The sequence below is a fragment of the Streptomyces sp. NPDC047049 genome (assembly GCF_040643995.1).
Taxonomy (GTDB): domain Bacteria; phylum Actinomycetota; class Actinomycetes; order Streptomycetales; family Streptomycetaceae; genus Streptomyces; species Streptomyces mooreae.
The window spans coordinates 365077-388623 of the sequence record NZ_JBEYVM010000004.1; the positions used below are offsets into that span (position 1 = coordinate 365077).

General features: G+C 73.0%; 21 protein-coding genes. 18 read left to right on the forward strand and 3 right to left on the reverse strand.

What is annotated here, in order from left to right:
• Positions 1–61: 61 nt before the first annotated feature.
• The 12 genes from ABZ851_RS13125 (at position 62) to hypE (ending at position 12456) form a co-directional block, all read left to right on the forward strand.
• Entirely contained in the window at positions 62–1846 is a 1785-nt protein-coding gene (locus ABZ851_RS13125; RefSeq protein ID WP_361125535.1) for a nickel-dependent hydrogenase large subunit, read from the forward strand.
• Positions 1843–2454, forward strand: coding sequence for a hypothetical protein (locus ABZ851_RS13130; protein WP_361125538.1), 612 nt, complete (start codon positions 1843–1845; stop codon positions 2452–2454). Before ABZ851_RS13125 ends, ABZ851_RS13130 begins: the two co-directional genes overlap by 4 nt.
• 53 nt (positions 2455–2507) lie before the next feature.
• Entirely contained in the window at positions 2508–3119 is a 612-nt protein-coding gene (locus tag ABZ851_RS13135; RefSeq protein ID WP_361126236.1) for a DUF5947 family protein, read from the forward strand.
• The gene (locus ABZ851_RS13140) at positions 3116–3838 is read left to right on the forward strand and encodes a DUF6084 family protein (protein ID WP_361125541.1); all 723 of its coding nucleotides are present in this window, start codon (positions 3116–3118) and stop codon (positions 3836–3838) included. Before ABZ851_RS13135 ends, ABZ851_RS13140 begins: the two co-directional genes overlap by 4 nt.
• Positions 3835–5256 carry a hypothetical protein gene (locus ABZ851_RS13145; protein ID WP_361125544.1) on the forward strand — a complete coding sequence of 474 codons (1422 nt, stop codon included), beginning with the start codon at positions 3835–3837 and terminating at the stop codon, positions 5254–5256. The genes ABZ851_RS13140 and ABZ851_RS13145 overlap by 4 nt, the downstream gene beginning before the upstream one ends.
• On the forward strand, positions 5253–5819 hold the full coding sequence (locus ABZ851_RS13150) for a hydrogenase maturation protease (RefSeq protein WP_361125547.1): 567 nt from the start codon (positions 5253–5255) through the stop codon (positions 5817–5819). Before ABZ851_RS13145 ends, ABZ851_RS13150 begins: the two co-directional genes overlap by 4 nt.
• A 225-nt stretch (positions 5820–6044) precedes the next feature.
• Positions 6045–6425, forward strand: coding sequence for a hydrogenase maturation nickel metallochaperone HypA (locus tag ABZ851_RS13155; RefSeq protein WP_361125550.1), 381 nt, complete (start codon positions 6045–6047; stop codon positions 6423–6425).
• A gap of 3 nt (positions 6426–6428) precedes the next feature.
• A complete protein-coding gene (gene hypB / locus ABZ851_RS13160; RefSeq protein WP_361125553.1) occupies positions 6429–7358 on the forward strand; it encodes a hydrogenase nickel incorporation protein HypB in 930 nt (309 codons plus the stop codon).
• Entirely contained in the window at positions 7355–9805 is a 2451-nt protein-coding gene (gene hypF, locus ABZ851_RS13165) for a carbamoyltransferase HypF (protein ID WP_361125556.1), read from the forward strand. Before hypB ends, hypF begins: the two co-directional genes overlap by 4 nt.
• A 50-nt stretch (positions 9806–9855) precedes the next feature.
• On the forward strand, positions 9856–10230 hold the full coding sequence (locus ABZ851_RS13170) for a HypC/HybG/HupF family hydrogenase formation chaperone (RefSeq protein WP_361125559.1): 375 nt from the start codon (positions 9856–9858) through the stop codon (positions 10228–10230).
• Positions 10227–11351: a hydrogenase formation protein HypD gene (gene hypD, locus ABZ851_RS13175; protein WP_361125562.1), complete on the forward strand. Its 1125-nt coding sequence runs from the start codon at positions 10227–10229 to the stop codon at positions 11349–11351. The genes ABZ851_RS13170 and hypD overlap by 4 nt, the downstream gene beginning before the upstream one ends.
• Positions 11352–11400: 49 nt before the next feature.
• The gene (hypE, locus tag ABZ851_RS13180; protein WP_336049772.1) at positions 11401–12456 is read left to right on the forward strand and encodes a hydrogenase expression/formation protein HypE; all 1056 of its coding nucleotides are present in this window, start codon (positions 11401–11403) and stop codon (positions 12454–12456) included.
• A gap of 71 nt (positions 12457–12527) precedes the next feature.
• On the opposite strand, the gene efeB is transcribed toward hypE, so the two are convergent.
• Positions 12528–13751 (reverse strand): iron uptake transporter deferrochelatase/peroxidase subunit, encoded by a 1224-nt coding sequence (gene efeB, locus ABZ851_RS13185; protein ID WP_361125565.1) that lies wholly within the window; start codon positions 13749–13751, stop codon positions 12528–12530.
• Between the two features lie 328 nt (positions 13752–14079).
• On the opposite strand from efeB, the gene ABZ851_RS13190 reads away from it, so the two are divergent.
• The gene (locus ABZ851_RS13190) at positions 14080–14586 is read left to right on the forward strand and encodes an acyl-CoA carboxylase epsilon subunit (protein ID WP_361125568.1); all 507 of its coding nucleotides are present in this window, start codon (positions 14080–14082) and stop codon (positions 14584–14586) included.
• An 87-nt stretch (positions 14587–14673) separates the two neighbouring features.
• Here the strand turns inward: ABZ851_RS13190 and ABZ851_RS13195 are convergent, their stop codons facing one another.
• A complete protein-coding gene (locus ABZ851_RS13195) occupies positions 14674–16089 on the reverse strand; it encodes an MFS transporter (RefSeq protein WP_361125571.1) in 1416 nt (471 codons plus the stop codon).
• Positions 16090–16222: 133 nt separating this feature from the next.
• Here ABZ851_RS13195 and ABZ851_RS13200 point away from each other — a divergent pair, with 133 nt between their 5' ends.
• From ABZ851_RS13200 to ABZ851_RS13215, 4 genes are all read left to right on the forward strand, one after another.
• On the forward strand, positions 16223–17017 hold the full coding sequence (locus tag ABZ851_RS13200; protein ID WP_361125574.1) for a helix-turn-helix domain-containing protein: 795 nt from the start codon (positions 16223–16225) through the stop codon (positions 17015–17017).
• Between the two features lie 194 nt (positions 17018–17211).
• Positions 17212–18840, forward strand: coding sequence for an APC family permease (locus ABZ851_RS13205; RefSeq protein WP_361125577.1), 1629 nt, complete (start codon positions 17212–17214; stop codon positions 18838–18840).
• 322 nt (positions 18841–19162) lie between these two features.
• Positions 19163–19996 (forward strand): PP2C family protein-serine/threonine phosphatase, encoded by an 834-nt coding sequence (locus ABZ851_RS13210; RefSeq protein ID WP_361125580.1) that lies wholly within the window; start codon positions 19163–19165, stop codon positions 19994–19996.
• 63 nt (positions 19997–20059) lie between these two features.
• Complete coding sequence (locus ABZ851_RS13215) at positions 20060–21046, forward strand: MASE1 domain-containing protein (RefSeq protein WP_361126241.1); 987 nt, start codon at positions 20060–20062, stop codon at positions 21044–21046.
• Between the two features lie 64 nt (positions 21047–21110).
• Here ABZ851_RS13215 and ABZ851_RS13220 read toward each other — a convergent pair whose 3' ends face one another.
• Positions 21111–22172, reverse strand: a complete 1062-nt coding sequence (locus ABZ851_RS13220) for an ATP-dependent DNA ligase (protein ID WP_361125583.1) — start codon at positions 22170–22172, stop codon at positions 21111–21113.
• Between the two features lie 117 nt (positions 22173–22289).
• Between ABZ851_RS13220 and ligD the strand changes: the two genes are divergently transcribed.
• Positions 22290–23303 (forward strand): non-homologous end-joining DNA ligase, encoded by a 1014-nt coding sequence (gene ligD, locus ABZ851_RS13225; protein ID WP_361125586.1) that lies wholly within the window; start codon positions 22290–22292, stop codon positions 23301–23303.
• Positions 23304–23547: the final 244 nt, after the last annotated feature.

Consider the following 23547-nt stretch of genomic DNA (forward strand, 5'->3'; position numbering starts at 1 on the left):
CTCCTTCCGGGCCTCCGTCCGACCTCACTTCCGCGCGCAACGAAAGGGCACGGCACTCACGATGGCACCGAAGACAAAGGCGGCCGGTGACGGCAGCGGTCTGACGGAGATGTCCTGGGATCCGATCACCCGGATCGTGGGCAGCCTCGGCATCCACACGAAGATCGACTTCAAGCAGAAGCGGGTGGCGGAGTGCTACAGCACCTCCTCCGTCTTCCGTGGCTACAGCGTCTTCATGCGGGGCAAGGACCCACGGGACGCGCACTTCATCACCAGCCGGATCTGCGGTATCTGCGGCGACAACCACGCCACGTGCTCCGTCTACACGCAGAACATGGCCTACGGGGTGAAGCCCCCGCACCTGGGGGAGTGGATCATCAACCTCGGCGAGTCCGCCGAGTACATGTTCGACCACAACATCTTCCAGGAGAACCTGGTCGGGGTCGACTACTGCGAAAAGATGGTCCGCGAGACCAACCCCGGCGTCTGGGAACTCGCCCAGCGCACCGAGGCCCCGCACGCGGCCGAGCACGGCTACCGCACCATCGCCGACATCATGAGCTCCCTCAACCCCCTGGAGGGCGAGTTCTACCGCGAGGCGCTGCAGGTCAGCCGCTACACCCGGGAGATGTTCTGCCTCATGGAGGGCCGCCATGTGCACCCCTCCACGCTCTACCCGGGCGGTGTCGGCACCCTCGCCAGCGTCCAGCTCTTCACCGACTACCTCAGCCGGCTGATGCGCTACGTCGAGTTCATGAAGCGGGTCGTCCCGCTCCACGACGACCTGTTCGACTTCTTCTACGAGGCGCTGCCCGGATACGAGGAAGTCGGCCGGCGGCGGGTGCTGCTGGGCTGCTGGGGAGCGCTCAACGACCCCGACCACTGCGACTTCACCTATCGCAACATGACGGACTGGGGGCGGAAGATGTTCGTCACCCCCGGCATCATCGTCGACGGCAAGCTGGTCACCAACGACCTCACCGAGATCAACCTCGGCATCCGGATCCTGCTGGGCAGCTCCTACTACCAGGACTGGGCAGGCCAGGAGCTGTTCGTCACCCACGACCCGCTCGGCAACCCCGTCGACCCGCGCCACCCGTGGAACCAGCACACCATCCCCGCGCCGCAGAAGCGGGACTTCAACGACAAGTACAGCTGGGTGATGTCCCCGCGCTGGTTCGACGGCAAGGAGCATCTGGCGCTGGACACCGGCGGCGGCCCGATCGCCCGGCTGTGGTCCACCGCGCTGTCCGGGCTCGTCGACACCCCCTACGTCAAGGCCACCGGCCACAGCGTCACCATCGACCTGCCGCGCAGCATGACCAGGCCCGAGGCCCGCTTCGAATGGAAGATCCCCAAGTGGAGCAACGCGCTGGAGCGTAACCGCGCCCGCACCTACTTCCAGGCCTACACGGCGGCCATGGCACTGCACTTCGCCGAGCAGGGACTCGAAGAGGTCCGGGCCGGACGCACCCAGACCTGGGAGAAGTTCGAGGTGCCCGACGAGTCCATCGGCTGCGGCTTCACCGAGGCGGTGCGGGGCGTGCTCTCGCACCACATGGTCATCCGGGACGGCAAGATCGCCAACTACCACCCGTACCCGCCCACCCCGTGGAACGCCAGCACCCGCGACACCTACGGCACCCCGGGCCCGTACGAGGACGCGGTGCAGAACACCCCGATCTTCGAGGAGAACTCCCCGGAGAACTTCAAGGGCATCGACATCATGCGCACGGTGCGCAGCTTCGACCCGTGTCTGCCCTGCGGCGTCCACATGTACGTCGGGGACGGCAAGTCCGTACAGAAGATGCATGTGCCCACCGGCCTGAGCGGATTGTCGGGATGAGCGCCCGGGCCACCGCGGCGCCGGCCGCCGCCCCCGAAGCGGGCGTTCCCCAGGGCGCCGCGCCCCCAAGTGCCGTGCCGAACGCCGAGACGACCGGACGGCGCGTCGAAGAAGTGCTGGACCACCTCGCCGGGCGCGACCGCGAGGCGAGCGCCGCCGCCGAGGAACTGGTCCGGCTCCTGATGGACTTCTACGGCGCGGGACTCGCCCGGATCATGCACCTGGTGGGCGGCGGGACGGACGGCGGCGGCCCCCGGGCGGCGCTGCTGAGCGATGACCTGGTGACCAGCCTGCTCGTGCTGCACGACCTGCACCCCGAGGACACCGCGGCACGCATCGGCCGCGCGCTCGACAGCGTCCGCCGTCAACACCCCGCCGATGTCGCGGAGTTCGACGCGGAGAGCGGGGAGCTGCGACTGCGCGCCGGTGACGGCGGAGGCTGCGGCTGTCCGAGCACGAACCGGCAGGCCCAGCAGGCCGTCGAGGCCGCCGTGTCCTGCTTCGCGCCCGAGGTGACCTCGGTGCGGTGGGAGGCCGCGGGGGACCGGACCGAACCGGCGCTGCTGCAGATCTCCCGTCGTCCGCCGACCGCCGCCACCGCCCCGTGAGCGGCCGGCAGGCGGCGTCCCCGCGGCTCGGACCGGCGGCCGCCCACCGCGGCCTGCGCCGCTTCCGCGCCCCGGTACCGCCCGCCCCCGATCGCTGCGAACTGTGCGGTGTCGTGCTGGCCGAGCACAACCACCGCCACCTGGTGAACACCGAACGCCGTGCGCTGGCCTGTGCCTGCACCCCCTGCGCACTGCTCTTCGACCGGCCCGGTGCCGGCGGCGGACAGTTCCAGACCGTCCCCGACCGCTATCTCGTCGACCCCGGCCACACCCTCGACGACGCGGCCTGGAACCTCCTCCAGATCCCCGTCGGCGTCGTCTTCTTCCTGCGCCAGGCCGACCCCGACCGGCTGGTCGCGCTCTACCCCAGCCCGGCCGGCGCCACCGAGAGCGAACTCGACGCCTCGACCTGGCAGAGCGTGCTCGCCGCCAGCCGGCTGACCGGCCTCCTCCGGCCCGATGTGGAGGCGCTGCTGCTGCGCCGCTCCGAGGGCCGGATCGACTGCTATCTGGTGCCCGTCGACGTCTGCTACGAACTCGTCGGCCGGATGCGCCTGTTGTGGCAGGGCTTCGACGGCGGGGCCGAAGCCCGCACCGCGCTCGGTGACTTCTTCGCCAAGGTCGCCCGCAGGGCCAGAGAGCTGAAGGAGGACGACCGGCCGTGACCGATCTGTCCTTCGAGTGCACCGGTGTCCGCGCCGACCGCTACGCCGCCGCCCCCACCCTGCTCTTCCGGCTGCGGATCACCGCCGCCGAAGAGGCCCGGGTGCACGCCGTCGCGCTGCGCTGCCAGCTCCGCATCGAACCGGCCCGGCGCGGCTACCACCCCGACGAGGCCGAAGCGCTCAGCGATCTCTTCGGCGCACGCTCCCGCTGGGGCAGCACCCTGCAGCCCCTGCAGCTCGCCCAGGTCTCCCTGGTCGTCCCCGGCTTCACCGGTGAGACCGAGCTGGACCTCCCGGTCCCGTGCAGCTACGACCTGGAGGTGGCGGCCGGCCGCTACTTCCGTGCGCTGCGCGACGGCGAGGTCCCGCTGCTGCTGCTGTTCTCCGGCACGGTGTTCGCCGGCAGCGGCGGCTTCCACGTCGAGCCGGTGCCCTGGAACAAGGAAGCGTCCGTGCGGATGCCCGTGGACGTCTGGCAGGAGATGACCGAGGCGCACTTCCCCGGCTGCGGCTGGCTCCGGCTGCCGCGCGAAACCCTCGACGCGCTGCTCGCCTACCGCTCGCGGCACGCTCTGCCCTCCTGGCAGACGGCCGTCGAGTCGCTGCTGGCGACCGCGGAGGACGCCGAACCGCCCGCACCGCGCGCCAGGCTGTTCCCCGGAACCGCCGCCGCGCGCACCGCCGCCGTCCACCCCGCCATCGAAAGGACCGCGCCGTGACGACCAGCGTCCTGCCCGACGAGACGGCGGACCGCTTCGCCACCGCCCGCCAGGTGGCGGACGCCGTGCTGTTCGAGGGCTATGTGCTCTACCCGTACCGCGCCTCCGCCGCCAAGAACAAACTCCGCTGGCAGTTCGGCGTCCTCGTACCGCCGCACTGGGGCGCCCGGAGCGCGGAGCACTCCTTCCAGCGCACCGAATGCCTCATGGAGCCCAGGTCGGGGGCCCGGCTCTCGGCCGAGCTGCGCTTTCTGCACGCCCAGCGGCGCACCGTCCAACGCCTGTGCCCGGACGGCGAGTTCGAGACCGTCGCGGAACTCGAACTGCCCGACCGGGTACTGGTCCCCTGGGACGAGGGCGTCGAGGAGCGCGTCCCGCTCGCGGCCGCCATCTCCCAGTTGACCGGCGAAGGCGTCACCGTGCCGTTCACCCGGCCCGCGGGGGAGGAGACCGAGCCGGTGCACGACGCGGACGGCCGCCTCGTCGGCAGGCTGGTGCGCCGCCGCGCGGAGCTCCACGGACGGGTGCGGCTGACCGCGAGCGAACTCGACGGCCCCTACGCGGCGCTGCGGCTGACCGCGACCGTCGAGAACACCAGCGGCTGGCAACCGGAGGACACCGGCGCCGACCGGGACGCGGCGCTGCCGCACTCGCTGGTCGGCGCCCATCTCTTCCTCGGCCTGAGCGCGGGCTCGTTCGTGTCCATGACCGACCCGCCGGAGTGGGCCACGGGCGCCATCGCGGCCTGCCGCAACGAGCACGCCTGGCCCGTGCTGGCCGGAGACGCGGGCCGCGCCGATGTGGTCCTGTCCTCCCCGATCATCCTGGAGGACCACCCGGCCATCGCCCCCGAGAGCCCCGGCGCGCTCTACGACGCTCTGGAGATCGACGAAATCCTCGCCCTGCGCACCGCGGCCCTGACCGACCAGGAGAAGCGAGAGGCCCGCGGCACCGACCCCCGCGCCGCCGAGGTCATCGAGCTCGCCGACACCATGCCGCCCGAGGTGCTGGAGCGTCTGCACGGCGCCGTACGGGCACTGCGCGAGGTCACCGGTCCTGGCCCGGCCGCCCCCGACGACCTGACGCCCGACGTGCCGGGCCTGCGCCCGGACACCCCCTGGTGGGACCCGGAGAGCGACCGCAGCGTCGACCCCGTACGCGACCGGATCACGGTCGACGGGCACTCGGTCGGCGCGGGCAGCCGGGTGCTGCTGCGGCCCGGACTCCGTCGCACCGACGCTCAGGACCTCTTCCTCCAGGGCCGCACCGCCCATGTCGAGGCCGTGTTGCACGACGTCGACGGCGGAGTGCACCTCGCGGTGACCGTGGAGGGCGATCCGGGCGTCGACATCCGGCGCGAGCAGGGCCGGTTCCTGTACTTCCAACCCGACGAAATCGCCCCCCTGGAGGACGCGTGAACGCCGAAGCGCCGGTCGCCGGGCCGCCCGCCAAGATCCTGATCGCCGGCGTCGGCAACATCTTCCTCGGCGACGACGGATTCGGTGTCGAGGTCGTACGACGGCTGGGCGAGCACCGGCTGCGGGACGGGGCCGAGGTCGTCGACATCGGCGTCCGCGGCGTGCACCTGGCCTACCAGATGCTGGACGGCTACCACACGGTGCTGCTGGTGGACGCCTCCGCACGCGGCGCCGAACCCGGCACCGTCCACCTCCTCGACGCCACCGCTCCGGCCGGCGCCCCTCCCCACGAGACCGCGCTCGACGGTCACCACATGACCCCCGACACCGTGCTCGCGCTGCTCGACACGCTCAGCGCGGGCACCGACGGCCGGCGCCCGGAGCGCGTCCTGGTCGTCGGCTGTGAACCCGCCGATGTCACCGAGGGCATCGGGCTCAGCGAACCGGTCGACGCCGCGGTCGACGAGGCCGTGGGGCTGATCCTGCGGCTGGTCGGCACGGCGCCCGCACCGGACGCCGACGCACCGCACACCAGCGATGAGAGGAACACGACACCATGCTGAAGCTCGCCCTGGGCGGGGCACTCGCCGCCACGCTCGCCGTTGTCCTCAAGGCCGTACTGCCCGACGTCAGGCGTTATTTGCGCATCCGGTCCATGTGACGGGTGGCGCTGCACCGAACGGTGTACGCCACCGCGCCACCCCGGCGAGGCACCGCAGCCGCCCTTGGGGCCCGCCGTCTAATGAAGCCGGGCGGCACCCGGTCGTGCCCGCACCAGAGAGGGACCGATGCACGAGATGTCCATCGCGCTCGCGGTCGTGGACCAGGTCGAGAACGCTGATCGGCCCACCGGGGCCACCACCGTCAACAGCGTCCGGCTGCAGGTCGGCGAACTGGCCGGGGTGGTCCCGGACGCGCTGGCCTTCTCCTTCGAACTCGCCTGCGCCGGAACGGTGCTGGAGGGCGCCGAGCTCATCACCGAACCCGTCCCGGCCCGCGCCCGCTGCGGCGCCTGCGCGGACACCTGGCCGGTGGGCATGCCACCCCGGCTCAGCTGTCCCGGATGCGGCGGGGCGACGACCGAGCTGCTGTCCGGCCGGGAACTGCAGATCATCCGTGTGTGCTGGAACGACGCCCCGGCACCCGCCCCGATCGCTGAGGAGCGCTGAACCATGTGCCGTGTCGTCGACCTGCAACAGGCGGTCCTTGCCAAGAACGACGCCTGCGCCCACACCCTGCGCGAGGACCTGGCCGCCCGTGGCACCGCGGTCGTCAACCTGCTCTCCAGCCCCGGCAGCGGCAAGACCGCCCTGCTGGAGCGGGAACTCACCCTCGCCCACAGCCGGGGCATCCCGGTCGCGGCGCTCACCGCCGACCTCGCCACCGAGAACGACGCCGTACGGCTCGCCCGCTCCGGCGTGCCCGTCAAACAGGTGCTGACCGACGGGCTCTGCCACCTCGAGGCCGAGATGCTGGGCGGCCACCTGCACGGCTGGCTGCCCGCCGACACCCGGCTGCTGTTCATCGAGAACGTCGGCAACCTGGTCTGCCCGGCCTCCTACGACCTGGGGGAGACGCTGCGCATCGTGCTGGCGTCGGTGACCGAGGGCGAGGACAAGCCGCTGAAGTACCCCACCGCCTTCGGGCTCGCCCATCTGGTGGTGGTCACCAAGACCGATATCGCCGAGGCGGTCTCCTTCGACGAGGCGGAGTTCCGCGCCAACGTCGAACGCATCAACCCCGGCGTCGAGGTCGTCCTCACCTCGGCGCGCCGGGGCGAAGGGGACGGCGTCCTGGTCGACCGGGCGCTGGCCGCGCGCGACGGGGCGCCGGTGCACATCCCGGTCATGACCCGTAAGTCCCATCACGTCCATGACGCCGGGGACGGCCAGCCGCGCGACGAGGGCCACCTCCCTGACGGGGCCCACCTCCACGGCGCGGTCCACACCCACCACGGGGACCACAGCCACAACGGGGACCACACCCACGGCACGGACCACGGCCACCACCGCGAGCACGCCCACGCCCCGCGGGCCCAGGACGGCGGCCGCCCGCACACCACCGACCCCGACCCCGACACCGTGGCCTCAGGCCGCTCATGACCACCGGGCAGGCCGAGGCGGGCGCCGTGGCGGCCCCCGCGACAGCCGCCGAACGCCGCCGGATCACCGTGCGCGGCGTCGTCCAGGGCGTCGGCTTCCGCCCGTTCGTCCACACCCTCGCCACGGAACTGGGCCTGACGGGCCATGTGACCAACACCGGCGAGGGCGTCGTCACCGAGGTCGAGGGGGCCGCCGCCGCGCTCGCCGCGTTCGGCCGGCGGATCCGTACCGATGCGCCACCGCTGGCCGTGGTGGAGACCGTCGACGCCGAGGACGTCGCGGTGACCGGCGACACCGGATTCCACATCCTCCCCTCCCGCGCCGACGGCCTCTCCCGCACCCTGGTCTCCCCGGACGCCGCCACCTGCGAGGCCTGCCTCGCCGAGCTGGCCGACCCGGCCGACCGCCGCCACCGGCACCCCTTCCTCACCTGCACCCATTGCGGGCCCCGCTTCACCATCGTCACCGGGGTCCCCTACGACCGTGCGCTGACGACCATGGACCGCTTCCCGATGTGCCCCCGCTGCGCACGGGAGTACGCGGACCCCGCGGACCGGCGCTTCCACGCCCAGCCCATCTCCTGCCACGACTGCGGCCCCCGGCTGCGCCTGCTGACCACGGACCCGGCCGACCGCACCCGCCCGCCCGTCCCGGAGCCCGGTCCCGACCCGGTCGCCGGTGCCCGCCGGCTGCTCGCCGACGGCGCGATCGTGGCGGTCAAGGGCCTGGGCGGCTACCACCTCGTCTGCGACGCCTCGAACGACACCGCCGTCACCCTGCTGCGCCGCCGAAAGGCCCGGGGCGACAAGCCCTTCGCCCTGATGGCCCGCCATGTCGACGACATCGCACACCTGGTCCGCGCAGGGGCCGAGGAGCGCGCCCTGCTCACCGGGCCGGTACGGCCCATCGTCCTGCTGCGCCGCCGCCGGGACCCCGTACCGGCCCCGGATGCTCCGGTGCTGTCCGACGCCGTCGCCCCCGGCAGCCCCGACCTGGGCGTCATGCTGCCGTACACCCCGCTGCACCATCTGTTGCTCGGCCTGCCCGGCGACCCTCCCCCACTCTCGGCGCCGCTCCGGCGGGGGGACCCCCACGGGCCCCGGCTGCTCGTCATGACCAGCGGCAATGTCGCCGGCGAACCGATCGTCACCGACGACGACGAAGCCGTACGGCGCCTTGTGCATCTGGCCGACGCCTGGCTCACCCACGACCGGCCGATCCGCATCCCGTGCGACGACTCCGTGGTCCGCGTCAGCGACGGGGAGCCGCTGTTCCTCCGCCGCTCGCGCGGGTATGCCCCGCTGCCCGTACGCCTCCCGGTTCCGGTCCGGCCCGCGCTCGCCACCGGCGGCGACCTCAAGAACGTGCTCTGCGTCGCCGAGGGAGACCGCGCCTGGCTGTCCGCGCACATCGGCGACATGGACGACCTGGCCACCCAGCTGGCGTTCGAGGAGGCCGAGGCGCACCTGGAGACGGTCACCGGGGTGCGCCCGCAGGTGCTCGCCGCCGACCGGCACCCCGGCTACCGCTCCGGGCAGTGGGCCCGGCGCCACACCGACGGACGGCCGCTGGTCCGCGTCCAGCACCACCACGCCCATATCGCCGCCGCCATGGCCGAACACGGCCTCCCCGACGGCCACCCCGTCATCGGCGTCGCGTTCGACGGCACCGGCTACGGCGACGACCACGCCATCTGGGGCGGCGAGATCCTGCTCGCCGACTACGACGGCTACCGGCGCTTCGGCCAGCTCGCCTACGTCCCGCTGCCCGGCGGCGACACCACCGTACGGCGCCCCTACCGGATGGCCCTGGCCCATCTGCGCGCCGCCGGCCTCGACTGGGCCGCGGACCTGCCGCCGGTGGCCGCCTGCCCGCCGCAGGAGCGGCAGTTGCTGTCCCGTCAGCTGGAGCGCCACCTCAACTGTGTGCCCACCTCCAGCATGGGCCGTCTCTTCGACGCCGTCTCCTCACTGGCCGGGATCTGCCACCACGCCGGCTTCGAGGCCCAGGCAGCGGTCGCCCTGGAAGCCGCGGCCCTGACCGCGGGCGAGGACCACGGGCCCGGCTATGCGTTCGCGCTGCGCGCCGCACCGTTGGGCACGACGGGTGCCGACACCGTCGCCGACCCGGCGCCGGTGCTCGCCGCCGTCGTCGCGGACCTGCGCGCCGGCACCGGCCCGGCGCTGATCGCGGCCCGCTTCCACACCGCGGTCGCCGACCTCGTCCGCCGGGGCTGCGCGCTGGCCCGGGAGCGCACGGGCCTGACGACCGTGGCACTGACCGGCGGCGTCTTCGCCAACACCCTGCTGGCCGAGGCCGCCGCCCGCCTCCTGCGACAGGACGGCTTCACCGTCCTGCGCCACCGCCGCGTCCCGCCCAACGACGGCGGACTGGCGCTCGGCCAGATCGTCGTGGCGGCGCGCACCGCAGGAGCCGCCGCGCGCTGAGCGGCGTCACGGCGCGACAGACGCAACGTACTCACGACGAGGAGAGGCCCATGTGCCTGGCGGTACCCGGCAAGGTATTGGACATCGAGGAACGGGAGGGCACCCGGATGGCCACCGTCGACTTCGGCGGTGTGGTCAAGGAGGTGTGCCTGGAGTACGTCCCCGACCTGGAGGTCGGCGAGTACGCCATCGTCCACGTCGGCTTCGCGCTGCAGCGGCTGGACGAGGAGTCCGCCCGCAAGACCCTGGCCCTGTTCGAGGAACTGGGCCTGCTGCAGGAGGAGTTCGGCGATCCCTGGGAGGCGGCGGCCGCGCCCCCGGAAGGGGAGGAGAGGGGCGCCGGGGCCGCCACCGGGGCGGGCGCCGGAGTGCGCGGTGCACCCGCGGCAGCGGTCGGCGACGGAGCGCAGGAGGCGGGCCGGTGAAGTACCTGGACGAGTTCCAGAATCCCGAGCTCGCCCGCCGGCTGCTCGACGACATCCGGTCCACGGTGACCCGGCCCTGGGCCCTGATGGAGATCTGCGGCGGGCAGACCCACACCATCATCCGCCACGGAATCGACCAACTGCTGCCCGAACAGGTCGAGTTGATCCACGGACCGGGCTGTCCGGTCTGTGTGACACCCCTGGAGGTCATCGACAAGGCCCTGGAGATCGCCGCCCGGCCCGACGTGATCTTCTGCTCCTTCGGTGACATGCTCCGCGTCCCCGGCAGCGACCGGGACCTGTTCCAGGTGCGCAGCCGGGGCGGCGACGTACGGGTCGTCTACTCCCCCCTCGACGCGCTGAAGATCGCCCAGCAGAACCCGCGCCGCGAGGTGGTCTTCTTCGGTATCGGCTTCGAAACCACCGCACCACCCAACGCCATGACGGTGTATCAGGCCCGTAAGCTCGGCATCCCCAACTTCAGTCTGCTGGTCTCGCACGTCCGGGTACCGCCCGCGATCGAGGCCATCATGACCTCGCCGGACTGCCGGGTCCAGGCGTTCCTCGCCGCAGGGCACGTGTGCAGTGTGATGGGGATGGGGGAGTACCCCGAACTGGCCGCACGCCACCGGGTGCCGATCGTGGTGACCGGCTTCGAGCCCCTGGACATCCTGGAGGGCATCCGCCGCACCGTGCGCCAGCTGGAGCGCGGCGAACACACCGTGGACAACGCCTACCCCCGCGCCGTACGCAGCGAGGGCAACCCGGCGGCCCGGGCCATGCTCGCGGATGTCTTCGAGGTCACCGACCGTTCCTGGCGCGGCATCGGCACCATCCCCGCCAGCGGCTGGCGGCTGTCGGAGCGCTACCGCGACTACGACGCCGAGTACCGCTTCTCCGTCGACGGCATCGCCACCAGGGAACCCGCCGCCTGCCGCAGCGGGGAAGTCCTCCAGGGGTTCATCAAGCCGCACGAGTGCGAGGCCTTCGGGACGCTGTGCACCCCGCGCACCCCGCTCGGCGCCACCATGGTCTCCAGCGAGGGCGCCTGCGCCGCCTACTACCTCTACCGCCGACTCGGCACCACGCCCACCCCCCAGGAGGCGAGCCCCGTTGTCTGACACCCTCCACCCCACCCCCGGCGGCGGTCCCACCCCGGCCGACCGCGGCCTGCCCACCGTCGACATCTCCGGCTGGACCTGTCCCGCCCCGCTCCGCGACCAGCCCCGTGTCGTCATGGGGCACGGCGGGGGCGGCGCCCTGTCCGCGGAACTCGTCCAGCAGATCTTCGCCCCCGCCTTCGGCGGCGAAATCCTCGCCCAGCTCGGTGACTCCGCCGCCGTGTCCCTCGGCGGCGTGCGCCTCGCGTTCTCCACCGACTCCTATGTCGTGCGGCCGCTCTTCTTCCCCGGTGGCTGCATCGGCGACCTCGCCGTCAACGGCACCGTCAACGACCTCGCCATGAGCGGCGCCCGGGCCGCCTACCTCTCCTGCGGCTTCATCCTGGAGGAGGGCGTGGAGATGCCTGTGGTGGCCGGGGTCGCCGACGCCATGGGGGCGGCCGCGCGGGCCGCCGGTGTCGAGGTGGCCACCGGCGACACCAAGGTCGTCGAGGCGGGGCATGGTGACGGCGTCTACCTCAACACCGCAGGTATCGGGCTGATCCCGGCGGGCGTCGACCTGCGGCCGCAACGCGTCACCCCCGGCGATGTGGTGATCGTCAGCGGCGACATCGGCCTGCACGGCGTGGCGATCATGAGCGTCCGCGAGGGCCTGGAGTTCGGCGTCGAGATCGAGAGCGACTGCGCGGCCCTCGGCGGCCTCGTCGAGACCATGCTCGCCGTCACCCCCGATCTGCATGTGCTGCGCGACCCCACCCGCGGCGGGCTGGCCGCCGCGCTGTGTGAGATCGCCACCGCCTCCTGCACCGGCATCGTCATCCAGGAGCGCGCCATCCCGGTCCCGCCGGCCGTCGCCAACGCCTGCGCGATCCTCGGCCTGGACCCGATGTACGTCGCCAACGAGGGCAAGCTGGTGGCCTTCGTGCCCCGTGAGCACGCCGACGCCGTGCTGGACGCCATGCGCGCCCATCCGCTGGGGGCCGGCGCCGCGATCATCGGCGAGGCCGTCGCCACCCACCCCGGCATGGTGGTGGCCAGTACCCCGCTGGGCGGCACCCGGGTGGTCGACCTGCCGCTGGGGGAGCAGCTGCCGCGGATCTGCTGAGCGGGTCCCCGGCGTACGGGCGAGGGCGGCACCGGAACCGGTGCCGCCCTCGGCGTGGGTGTCCCTCCTGCTCAGGTCTTCTTCAGCAGCCCGGAGCCGAACCAGTCGTCGGCGTCCCGTACCCCGGGCAGGATGAAGAAGTAGCCGCCGCCGAGCGGGGTGATGAACTTGGCCAGCGGCTCGTGCCGCAGCCGCCGCTGGACGGTCGCGAACTGCCGCTCCGGGTTCTGCTGGTAGCCGCAGAAGACCAGCCCCAGGTCCATCCGTCCGGACTGGTCGAAGCCCTGGTCGTAGTTGTAGCTCCGGCGCAGGAAGCGGGACCTGTCGGTCTTCTCGGTGCGCGGGTTGGCCAGCCGGATGTGCGAGTCGAGCGGGATCTTCTGGCCGTGCGGGTCGTCGCGGTACCTCGGCGGGTCGTTCTCCTCCTTGCCGTCCAGGGGCGCACCGCTCGCCTTGCGCCGTCCGAAGATCTGCTCCTGCCGGGCCACCGGCACCTTGTCCCACTTCTCGATGTGGAAGCGGATCAGACGCAGCACCTGATAGCTGCCGCCCAGCGCCCAGTCCGGCTCCCCGCAGGGCGGGGTCACCCACATCAGCCGGTTCATCTCCCGGGACGAGCCGGTGTCCGGATTGACGATCCCGTCCTTGAAACCGACGAAGGTACGCGGCGAGCCCGAGGGCCGCGACGGGTTGAGGAAGGCGTCCGCGCGCCAGCGGGGCCGCAGCAGGCCGTGCGTCTCCCGCGCCAGATCGCGCAGTACATGGACGATGGCGTCCGGATGCTGGGCGCAGATCTGCAGCGACAGGTCGCCGTGGCAGCGCGCCGGCTCCAGCCGGTCGTCGGGGAACGCCGGCATGGCCTTGAGGTGGCGGGGCTTGTGGCCGGAGAGCCCGAACCGGTCGTCGAACAGGGAGGCGCCGACGCCGAGCGTGATGGTGAGTGAGTCGGGGGTGGGCCGCTCCGCGGCGACCTGCTCGTCCAGCGGCTTCACCCCGTCCGTCAGCACCCGGCAGCGCGTGGTGAGTTTCTGGAACAGACCGGTCAGGGCTTCGCGGCTCTCGGCCATCACATCGAAGCCGACGAATCCGGCGAAGAGCTGCTGGGGAGTCACGATGCCGGCCTGGTGCCGGCCGTGGAAGGGCACCTTGTCGGGCAGTCCCCCGTTCTCGCGGAGCCCGTTCGCGGAACGGTCCGCGGCAGCGGCGGCCGCCTGGCCGCCGAGCCCCGTCGCGGCCGCCACACCCGCGAGCCCCGCCGCGCACTTGAGAAAGCCCCGGCGTCCGTCGTCGCTCACAGGGGCACGTTCGTCCCCGGCCTGATCACATCTCATGGTCCCGCCCATCCTGACTGCTGAGTCGTCCGGAAGCCGCGTGCCTGGCACCAACCTGTGCGCGATGCTCGTCGCCCACGGGGCGACGGCCGGGAGCAACACGGCTCCGGTGCCGGATATCACGCCCTGGCCACGGGCCGGTCGTCCGAATGGCGCAGCAGACGCGCTCCCCGCGCGACAGGGCCCCGGAGCGCTTCTAGCGTCGGCCCTGTGACCTGCCCGGACACGGCACAGCGCAACGCCGGGCCGCCGGTCGCCTACCGCGCTCCACCACCGATCCGACGGACCCCACATGAGTACATCCACCGACGCGAGCACAGTCATCGACGAGGCCAGACCCGCCGGTGACGGCACCTCCACCGAGGCGAGTGAAGCCCTCGGCGCAGCGGCCGTCACCGACGAGGGCACGGCCGTCGGCGCGGACCCGGCCACCGGCGAGCCCGCACCCGTCGCAGCCGGCACCCGCGCCGAGGAGAGCGGAGCCACCGAGGAGCGCGGGACCACCGAGGAGAGCACGGCGGCCGGGGACGCTTCGGCCGCGGGCGAGGGCCCGGCCGTCGATGACGCCGCGCCGGTCGAGGAGGCGGTGCCGCTCGATGGCCCGCCCGCATCCTGGCTGCGGATCGAGCGGGGCCATGCCGAGCCCGAGGAGATCGCGGCGATCAGCGTCGTGCTGTGCGCGCAACTCGCCGGTCTGCGCGCCCTCGCCGAGCCCGGCCACGCCGAGGAGCGGTCCGCCGCCCGGCGGCACCACGCCCGGCACACCGCATGCTGGTCGGGCTGCTGGAGCTGCGGCTGAACCTCGGGCGGGCGCACCTCCGGCCGGCGCACCTCCGATTGGCGCACTCCGGTTCTCGACTCCCGCCCGGCCGTCGGCCTCGCCCCTTCACGTCCGCCGCTCCCGCGTCCGGCGGCCGGCCCGGCCGGCGCCCGGGATGCAGCAGGCGGAGAGGACCGCCGCAAGGAGGAAGCCCGCGGCGCCGATGCCCACCGCGGTGTGCAGGCCCGGCACGAGACCGGTGGCCACCAGCGTGCCGAAGAGCGCGACGCCGAGGGCACTGCCGATCTGCCGTGCGGCGTTGAACACGGCGGCCGCGGCACCGCTGCGCTCGCCCGGCGCGGCCTCCATTACGGCCGCCGTGGAGGCCGGCATGGTCAGCGCGGTGCCGAAGCCGGCGCAGGCCATGGGCGCCACCAGCGCCGGATACGGTGTGCCGGGGCCGGCCACCAGCCAGCCGGCCAGCCCGGCCGCGCCCACCACCAGGCCCGCCACCATGGGCAGCCGCGGCCCGGTGCGGGACGTGATCCGTCCGGCCGGCGCGGAGCCGGCGGCCACCACACCGACCGCGGGCAGCAGCGCGCATCCGGTGCGCAGGGCGCTGTAGTGGTGCACCCCCTGGAAGTACAGCGGGGCGAGGAACAGCAGCCCGTAGAAGCCGGTGTTGAGCAGCACGCCGATGACCGCCGAGGCCGAGAAGGCGCGGGCGCGGAAGAGCGTGAGCGGCAGCATCGGCGCGGGGGAGCGCCGCTCCAGTACCAGGAACGCGAGGAGTCCCACGAGGCACCCGGCGAAGGCGCCGAGGACGGCCGGATGTGTCCAGCCCAGCGCCCCGGCCTCGATGCATCCGGTGACCAGGCCGGCCAGGCACACCGCCGCCGCGGTCTGGGCCGGGAGGTCCAGGCCCCGGTGGCCGCGGCCGCCGGGGGAGCGGGGGACGTGACGGGAGGTGAGGAACAGTGCGGCGAGGCCGACGGGGAGATTGAGGAAGAACACCGCCCGCCAGCCGAGCCCCGCGACCAGGATGCCGCCCAGGACGGGACCGGCCCCGGCGGCGAGGCCCGCGACGGTTCCCCAGATGCCGAACGCGCGGGCCCGCGCCGCCCGGCCGGGGTACGCGGTCCGCAGCAGTGCCAGCGAGGCCGGCACCATCAGCGCCGCGCCCAGCCCCTGCACCAGCCGGGCCAGGACCAGCACGGTGGTGGTGGGCGCCAGTGCGCACCCGGCGGAGGCGAGGGTGAACACCACCAGGCCGCTCAGGAACACCGCCTTGCCGCCCAGCCGGTCGCCGAGTCCGCCGCAGAAGAGCAGCAGCCCGGCGAACACCAGGGTGTAGCCGTCCACCACCCACTGGAGGCCGGTCACTCCGGTGTGCAGGGCGGTGCCGACCGCCGGGAGAGCGACCGTGACGACGGTGACGTCCAGGATGACCATGAAGTACCCCAGGCACACGGCGACGAGCGGCAGCGGCGTGAGCCGGTCCGCGGTCCGTGGTGCCGTGGTGGGTGCGCAGAGCGTGGGCATACGGCCAGTGTTCTGCCGGATCCGTACGGCAGGCGCCGAAACGTTCTCGCGCCAGGGGGGCACCCGCGGGGCCGGCCGGAGCGGGAGGACGTTTCGCCCTCTGCCGAAGCGTGCGCGGCGTACCGTCGGGGACATGGATGCCCCGACCGAGACCGACGTGGCCCATGTCGCGGCGGCGATCGGTGACCCCTCCCGCGCCAAGGTGCTGCTGGCCCTCGCCGGGGGTGGCGCGCTGCCGGCCAGCGCCCTCGCCGCCGAGGCCGGGGTCAGCAACTCCACCCTCAGCGGTCATCTGGCCAAGCTCCTCGACGCCCGGCTGCTGACCGTCGAGCTCGACGGCCGCCACCGCTACTACCGGCTCGCCACCACGGATGTCGCCCGCGCCCTCGAACAGCTCGCCGCGATCGCCCGTCCCCTGCCGGTGCGGTCCCTGAACGCCGACACCCGCGCCAAGGCGCTGTGGCGCGCCCGCCTCTGCTACGACCACCTGGCGGGGCGGCTCGGCGTCGCGGTGATGAGCGCCCTCCAGGAGCGGGACATCCTCGCCGCCGAGCGGACGGTGCGGAGCGGGGGTGCGACGGACCCGAGCGCGGACTCCCATCCGAGCGCGGGTGCCACGGCCCCGGAAGCGGGTGCCGCCGCCACGGACGTCGTCTACGTCCTCACTCCGCACGGCCGCCAGGAGCTGACCGCCTTCGGCGTCGAGACGGACCGCCTCCCCCGGCGCCGGGCGGCCGTCCGCTACTGCGTCGACTGGGCCGAGCGGCGCCACCACCTGGCCGGCGCGCTCGGTGCCGCGCTCACCGCCCGGCTGTTCGCCCTGGAATGGCTCCGCCACGGGACGTACCGCCGCGTCGTGCATCTCACCGACGCCGGGCGGGACGGCCTGGCGACGACCTTCGGCGTCCCGGTCGACCGGGTCGGATGAATCGGGTGAGGCCGCCGGCCGCGGGCCGTCCGTGACGGAACGGGGCGCACCCTCCGGTATTCCCTGACTGCGCTGCGTGCTCGACCGATGCGCTGTGTGCAGGAAGTGTCCGCTGGTGGAGCGGGAGATTCCTCTTCGGCGATCGTCGAGTAGGGTCCGGCGAGCCGGAACAGCGAATCAAGGAGGCCGCTTTCGTGACGGAGCGTCAGGTATCAGGTGAGGGCGACGGGGCCGGCGCCCCACAAGTGCTGGCGCAGGAGCGCCGATTGCGCCGTGACCTGGGCTTCTGGGGGCTGACGGGCATCGGTTTCTCCAATATCGTCGGTTCCGGCTGGCTGTTCGCCGCCATGTACGCGGCACAGACGGCCGGCCCCGCGGCGCTGCTGTCCTGGGTCGGGGCCGGGCTGTTGTGCGGCCTGGTGGCCCTGGTCATGATCGAACTCGGCGCCAGCCGTCCGGAGGGCGGCGGCACGGTCCGCTGGCCGCTGTTCGCCAGCGGCCGGCTCGTCGGCACCCTCATCGGCTGGTCGACGATGCTGTCGGTGGGCGGCACCGCCGCCGAGATCAGCGCGATCATGCAGTACGCCGCGCACTACCTCCCGGGCATCTACAACGGCCAGACCCTCACCCTCTCCGGCCTGGCCCTGGCCACCGGACTCAGCGTGGTGCTGACGGTGCTGAACTGGTTCGCGGTGCGGATGTTCGCCCAACTCAACAACCTGATCTCGGTGTTCAAGATCGTCGTCCCGGTGATCACCGTGGTGGCGCTGATCGCCTCCGGCTGGCACTCCGGCCGGCTCACGGACCACGGCGGCTTCGCGCCGTACGGCTACGTCGCCTGCCTGACCGCGCTGGCCGGCGGCGGCATCGTCTACTCCGTCAACGGCTTCCAGGCGCCGCTGGACTTCTCAGGCGAGACCCGCAACCCCCGCCGGACCATCCCCGCCGCGGTCCTCACCGGCATCGGCCTCGCCGTCGCCATGTACCTGGCGCTGCAGCTGGCGTTCCTCTTCACCGTCCCCGAGCATCTGCTCGGCCACGGCTGGCAGGGGGTTTCCTTCGACTCGCCGTTCGGCCAGCTCGCGCTGATCCTCAACCTGCACTGGCTCGCCAGCCTGCTCTACGCGGACGCGGTGGTCTCGCCCGGCGGGTCGGCCTACGTCGGCGTGGCGATCGACGCGCGGCACACCTACGCGCTCGCCAAGAACGGCACCATCCCCCGGTACTTCATGAAGGTCAACGAGCGGTTCGGCATCCCGCGCCGGGCCCTGGCCATCAACCTCCTGGTCATCGTGATCTTCCTGCTGCCGTTCGGCGGCTGGCAGGACATCGTGAGCGTCATGGGTGATATGTACCTGCTGATCTATGCCGCCTCCGCGGTCGCGGTCGCGGTCTTCCGCGCCGAGCCGGGCGGCCACACCGCCGGCTGGGTCCCCGGGCTGCGCTGGATCGCCCCGCTCAGCTTCGTGGTGGCCAGCGAGTTCGTCTACTGGTCGGGCTGGGACGACCTGCGCCTCGCGCTGCCCCTGGTCCTCGGCGGCCTGCTGATCTTCCTGGCCATGCGCCGCCCCGGTGTCCGCGTCGAGGACGACGGCGCCGGTCCGAGCCGCCCGCTCGGCGCCGAACTCCGCACCGGTGCCTGGCTGGTGGTCTACCTCGTCGCCCTGACAGTGCTCTCCGGGCTGGGCACGTTCGGGGGGGCCGGCCGGCTGCCGGCGCCGTACGACTCGATCACCGTGGCCGTCCTGGCGCTGGCGGTCTTCTTCTGGGCCGTACGGTCCGGCGTCCGGCATCTGGTGGCTGCCCGCCCGGCGGACGCCTGAGCCGGCCGGGCGGCGCGGCGGCGGGCGGGACGACCCCCAAGCCCTGATCGTCCGGGTGGCTGCCCGCTGCCCGCTGCCCGCTGCCCGCTGCCCGCCGCCCGCTGCCCGCCGCCCGTCCTGGCCACCCGGCCCCCGGGCCCGGCCCCCGGCCCCGCCCCCGGCCCCGCCCCCGGCCGTCAAGCGGAAGTCCCCCCGCAGAAATAAGATGAACCGGGAGAGGCGGGCTCCACCGGAGCCCATCAGGCCAGGTCAGGCGGCCACCGCGGACTGCCGTACGGAGCACGCTCCCTGGCGGGCACACCGATGCACCTGGGAGCGGCCCATGCTGCGGCGTCGTCCCCCGCGGTCGGCGAGCGCCGACGATCTGCTGACCACGCTCGGACGGCTGACCGCCCAGGCGCGGGAGGGCGCCGAGAAGCAGCGGGCGCGCGTGGAGCTGGCCGAGGCGCTGCAGCGCGAGATGCTGCCGGCGGCGCTGCCGGGGGTACCGGGGCTGCGCGCCGCCGCGACCTACGTGCCCGCCCGGCACGGACTGGACATCGGGGGCGACTGGTACGACGGTTTCCGCCTGTCCGACGGGTCGCTCGCCTTCTGCATCGGTGATGTGCAGGGGCACGACGTCGAGGCGGCCGCCTTCATGGGACAGATCCGCTTCGGGCTGCGGGCCGTCGCCGGCCATGCCGCCGACCCGGGCGAGGTGCTGAGCCGGGCCAACGACCTGCTGGTCTCGGTCGACTGCGGGCTCTTCGCGACCTGCACCTTCGTACGCTTCGACCCGGCAGCCTGGGAGCTGTGCAGTGCCCGGGCCGGTCATGTACCGGCTGTCTGGGCCACCACCGACGGCCGCTCCGGCCTCGCCGACGACCCCGGGGGCCTGCCGCTGGGCATCCTGCCGGGCGAGCGCTACCCGGTGTCCCGCCGCCGGTTCGCCACCGCGGGGGCGTTCGTGCTGCTCACCGACGGCGTGGTCGAGGGCCCTTCCTTCCCGATAGAGGCGGGACTGACCCAGGTGACCCGCCTGGTCAGCGCCAATGCCGACGGCAACCCGGCCACCGTGGCCGATGTGGCGATCAGCGTGGCCGAGTTCACCGGGCACACCGATGACTCGGCGGTGCTCGTCCTGCGCTTCGACGCGGCCCCGCCCGGAGCCGGGTGAAGCGCGGGCCGGGAGTGCGTGTCGCAGCCTGCGCCCGGCCCCGGGCGTTGTCTGATGGCTGATGTGGTGCGCACCGAGGAACTCCGCCGTCTTGCACCAGCCGCCCTGATGATCCTCGGCCTCGCCGGCGTCTACTACGCGTCCGCCCGGATCGGCCTGCTGGAACAGGTGGTCATCTCGGGTGCCGTGGTCACGCCGCTGTGGCCGCCGACGGGCATCTCCCTGAGCTGTCTGCTCCTCCTGGGCCTGCGGACCTGGCCGGGCATCGCCCTCGGCACCCTCGCGGTCGTCGCCACGATCAACCCGCTCGATGTCTCGGTCTTCGGGATCATGGCGGGCAACACCCTGGCCCCGGTCTGCGCCTTCTGGATGCTCCGCCGGGTGGGCTTTTGCACCGCACTCGACCGGCTGCGCGACGGGGTGGCGCTGGTCGCGCTCGGCGCCTTCGCCGGAATGCTGATCAGCGCGACGCTGGGCACCGGGACGCTCTACCTCAAAGGCGCCCTGCCGGGCGGCGGCTTCTGGCGGACCTGGGTGGCCTGGTGGGCGGGCGACGCGATGGGCATCCTCGTCATCACCCCGCTCGTCCTCGTCTGCCGCACGATGCGGTGGCCCCGCGGTGTCCCCGGATACCGGTGGGCGGAGGCGGCGGCGTTGCTGGTCGCCACGGTCGCGGTGACGGTCATCGCGGTCCGCAGCGAGCTGTCGTTGCTCTTCCTGGTCTTCCCGGTGATCGTCTGGGCCGCGTTGCGCTTCCAGCTGGCGGGTGCCGCGCCCTGTGTGCTGCTGGTGTCCGTGCTGGTCATCAGGGCGGCGACGGCACGCACCGGACCGTTCGAGGGCCAGAGCCTGTTGGAGGCGATGGTCAATCTGCAGGCCCTCAACGCGTCCGCGGCGCTCACCGCACTGCTGCTGTCGGCGATCGTCACCGAGCAGAACACCATCCGCCGCAAGATCGAGCAGGCCTGCGGCGAACTGGCCGACGTGGTGGACCGGCTGGCGCCGGGGGAGAGCCGGCGCCGCTGGCCGCCGGACGGTGACCCCACCTGACCCGGTTCCGGTGGCCACCGGCGCGCCGCGCCGCGCCCGGTCAGCCCGGCAGCCACCCGCGAGGTCAGCCCGGCAGCAGCTGCCCCAGGTCGTACCCCACCGGCTCCTCCAGCTGGGCGTAGGTGCAGCTCTGCGGCGTACGGTCGGGACGCCAGTGCCGGAACTGGGCGGTATGACGGAATCTGCTGCCTTCCATGTGGTCGTAGGCGACCTCGCACACCCGCTCCGGGCGCAGCGGCACCCACGACAGATCCTTGCCGCCGCTCCAGCGGCTGGGCCCGCCGGGCATCCGCCGGGAGGCGTGCGCCGCCTCGTCGGTCCACGCGCCCCAGGGGTGCGCCGAGACCTCGTCCATCAGCAGCGGCGCCAGCTCCTCGACCAGCGCACGCCGCCTGGCCATCGGGAACGAGGCGCACACCCCGACGTGCTGCAGCACTCCCTCGCCGTCGTACAGGCCCAGCAGCAGGGAACCGACCACCGGCCCGCTCTTGTGCAGCCGGTAGCCGGCGACCACACAGTCGGCGGTCCGGGCATGCTTGATCTTGAACATGGTGCGGTCGCCGGGCCGGTACGGCAGACCGAGCGGCTTGGCGACCACCCCGTCCAGACCCGCCCCCTCGAACTGGGTGAACCAGCGGCGCGCCAGCTCCTGATCCTCCGTCGCGGGCGCGGTGTACACCGGCGCCCCGGCCGGGCGCAGCGCCTCGACCAGGGCTTCCCGGCGCGCCGACTGCGGCTCGTGCAGCAGCGCGTCGGAGCCGAGCGCCAGCAGGTCGAAGGCGACCAGCGAGGCGGGCGTCCGCTCGGCGAGCGTGCGGACCCGGGAGTCCGCCGGGTGGATGCGCTCCAGCAGCTCCTCGAAGTGCAGCCGGCCGTCATGGGCGATGACGATCTCGCCGTCGACGACGCAGCGCGGCGGCAGCTCGGCCCGTGCCGCGGTGACCACTTCGGGGAAGTAGCGGGTCAGCGATTTCGTCGTACGGCTGGCGATCTCGACGTCCTCGCCGTCCCGGAAGACGATGACGCGGAAGCCGTCCCACTTGGCCTCGTACAGCATGCCGGCGGGGATGGCGGTCACCGGCTTCGCGAGCATGGGGGAGACCGGGGGCATGACGGGCAGATCCATGGTCCCGATCCTGAGGCCCGGCGCCGTATCCCGCGCGCCGGGACGGCCGCTGTGCGGGAAGCCGGCCGCCGCCCCGCCCGGCGCGCGGCGGCGGCGCCCGGAACCTAGCGTGGAGTCATGGCCGGAGCCGGAGCTGTCGAACTCGACGTCGCGGGGCGCACCGTGCGCGTGTCCCACCCCGACAAGACGTATTACCCGGAGCGCGGATTCACCAAGCTGGACGTGGCGCAGTACTACCTCGCCGTTGCCGACGGGGTGCTGCGGGGGCTGCGCGACCGGCCCACCACCATGCAGCGCTTCCCCGACGGCGTCGAGGGCGAGTTCTTCTACCAGAAGCGGGCGCCCAAGGGGATGCCGGACTGGCTGCCCACCGCCCGTATCGCCTTCCCCAGCGGCCGCTTCGCCGACGAGATGTGCCCCACCGAGCCCGCGGCGGTCCTCTGGGCGGCCAATCTGGGGTGTCTGACGTTCCATCCGTGGCCCGTCCGGCGCGGTGACACCGAGCACCCCGACGAACTGCGCATCGACCTCGACCCGCAGCCCGGCACCGACTTCGCGGACGCCGTCAGGGTGGCCCACCTCCTGCGCGAGCTGCTGGCGGAGCACGGACTGCGCGGCTGGCCCAAGACGTCCGGCGGCCGCGGAGTGCACGTCTACGTCCCGATCCGGCCCCACTGGACCTTCACCGAGGTCAGGCGGGCCGCGATCACTCTGGCCCGGGCGCTGGAGCGCCGGATGCCGGATCTGGTGACCTCGGCATGGTGGAAGGAGGAGCGCGGCGCGAAGGTCTTCGTCGACTACAACCAGATGGCCCGGGACCGGACCATCGCCTCCGCCTACTCGCTGCGCGCCCGGCCCCGGGCGACCGTCTCCACCCCGCTGCACTGGGACGAGCTCTCCGACGCCGCGCCCGAGGATTTCGATCTGCGGACGGTCCCCCCGCGGTTCGCCGAGCTCGGCGATGTGCACGCGGACATGATGGACCACGCTTTCGGCCTGGAATCCGTCCTGGAACTCGCGGACCGTCAGGCGGCGGACGAAGGACTGGGGGACATGCCGTATCCCCCCGACCACCCGAAGATGCCGGGGGAGCCGTCCCGGGTCCAGCCGAGCCGCTCCCGCAAGAACTGACGCCGTGCGCCGCGAAAGCTGACTCCGTGCGCCGTGCGGGCCGACGCAGGCCGCGTGCCGCGCGGCCGGAACCGTCGGCCGCACGGGGGCGATTGACGGCGGCGGCACCTACGGTGCGGCGCTCGGCGTCATCGGTCTCCGACCAGGGCTTTCACCAGACCGCTTTACCGGTCTATTACCGCTATCGGAGCAATTCTTGGGGCCGTTGGAGTGGCTGTCCGTCGTGTCTGCGGGGTTTACGGCG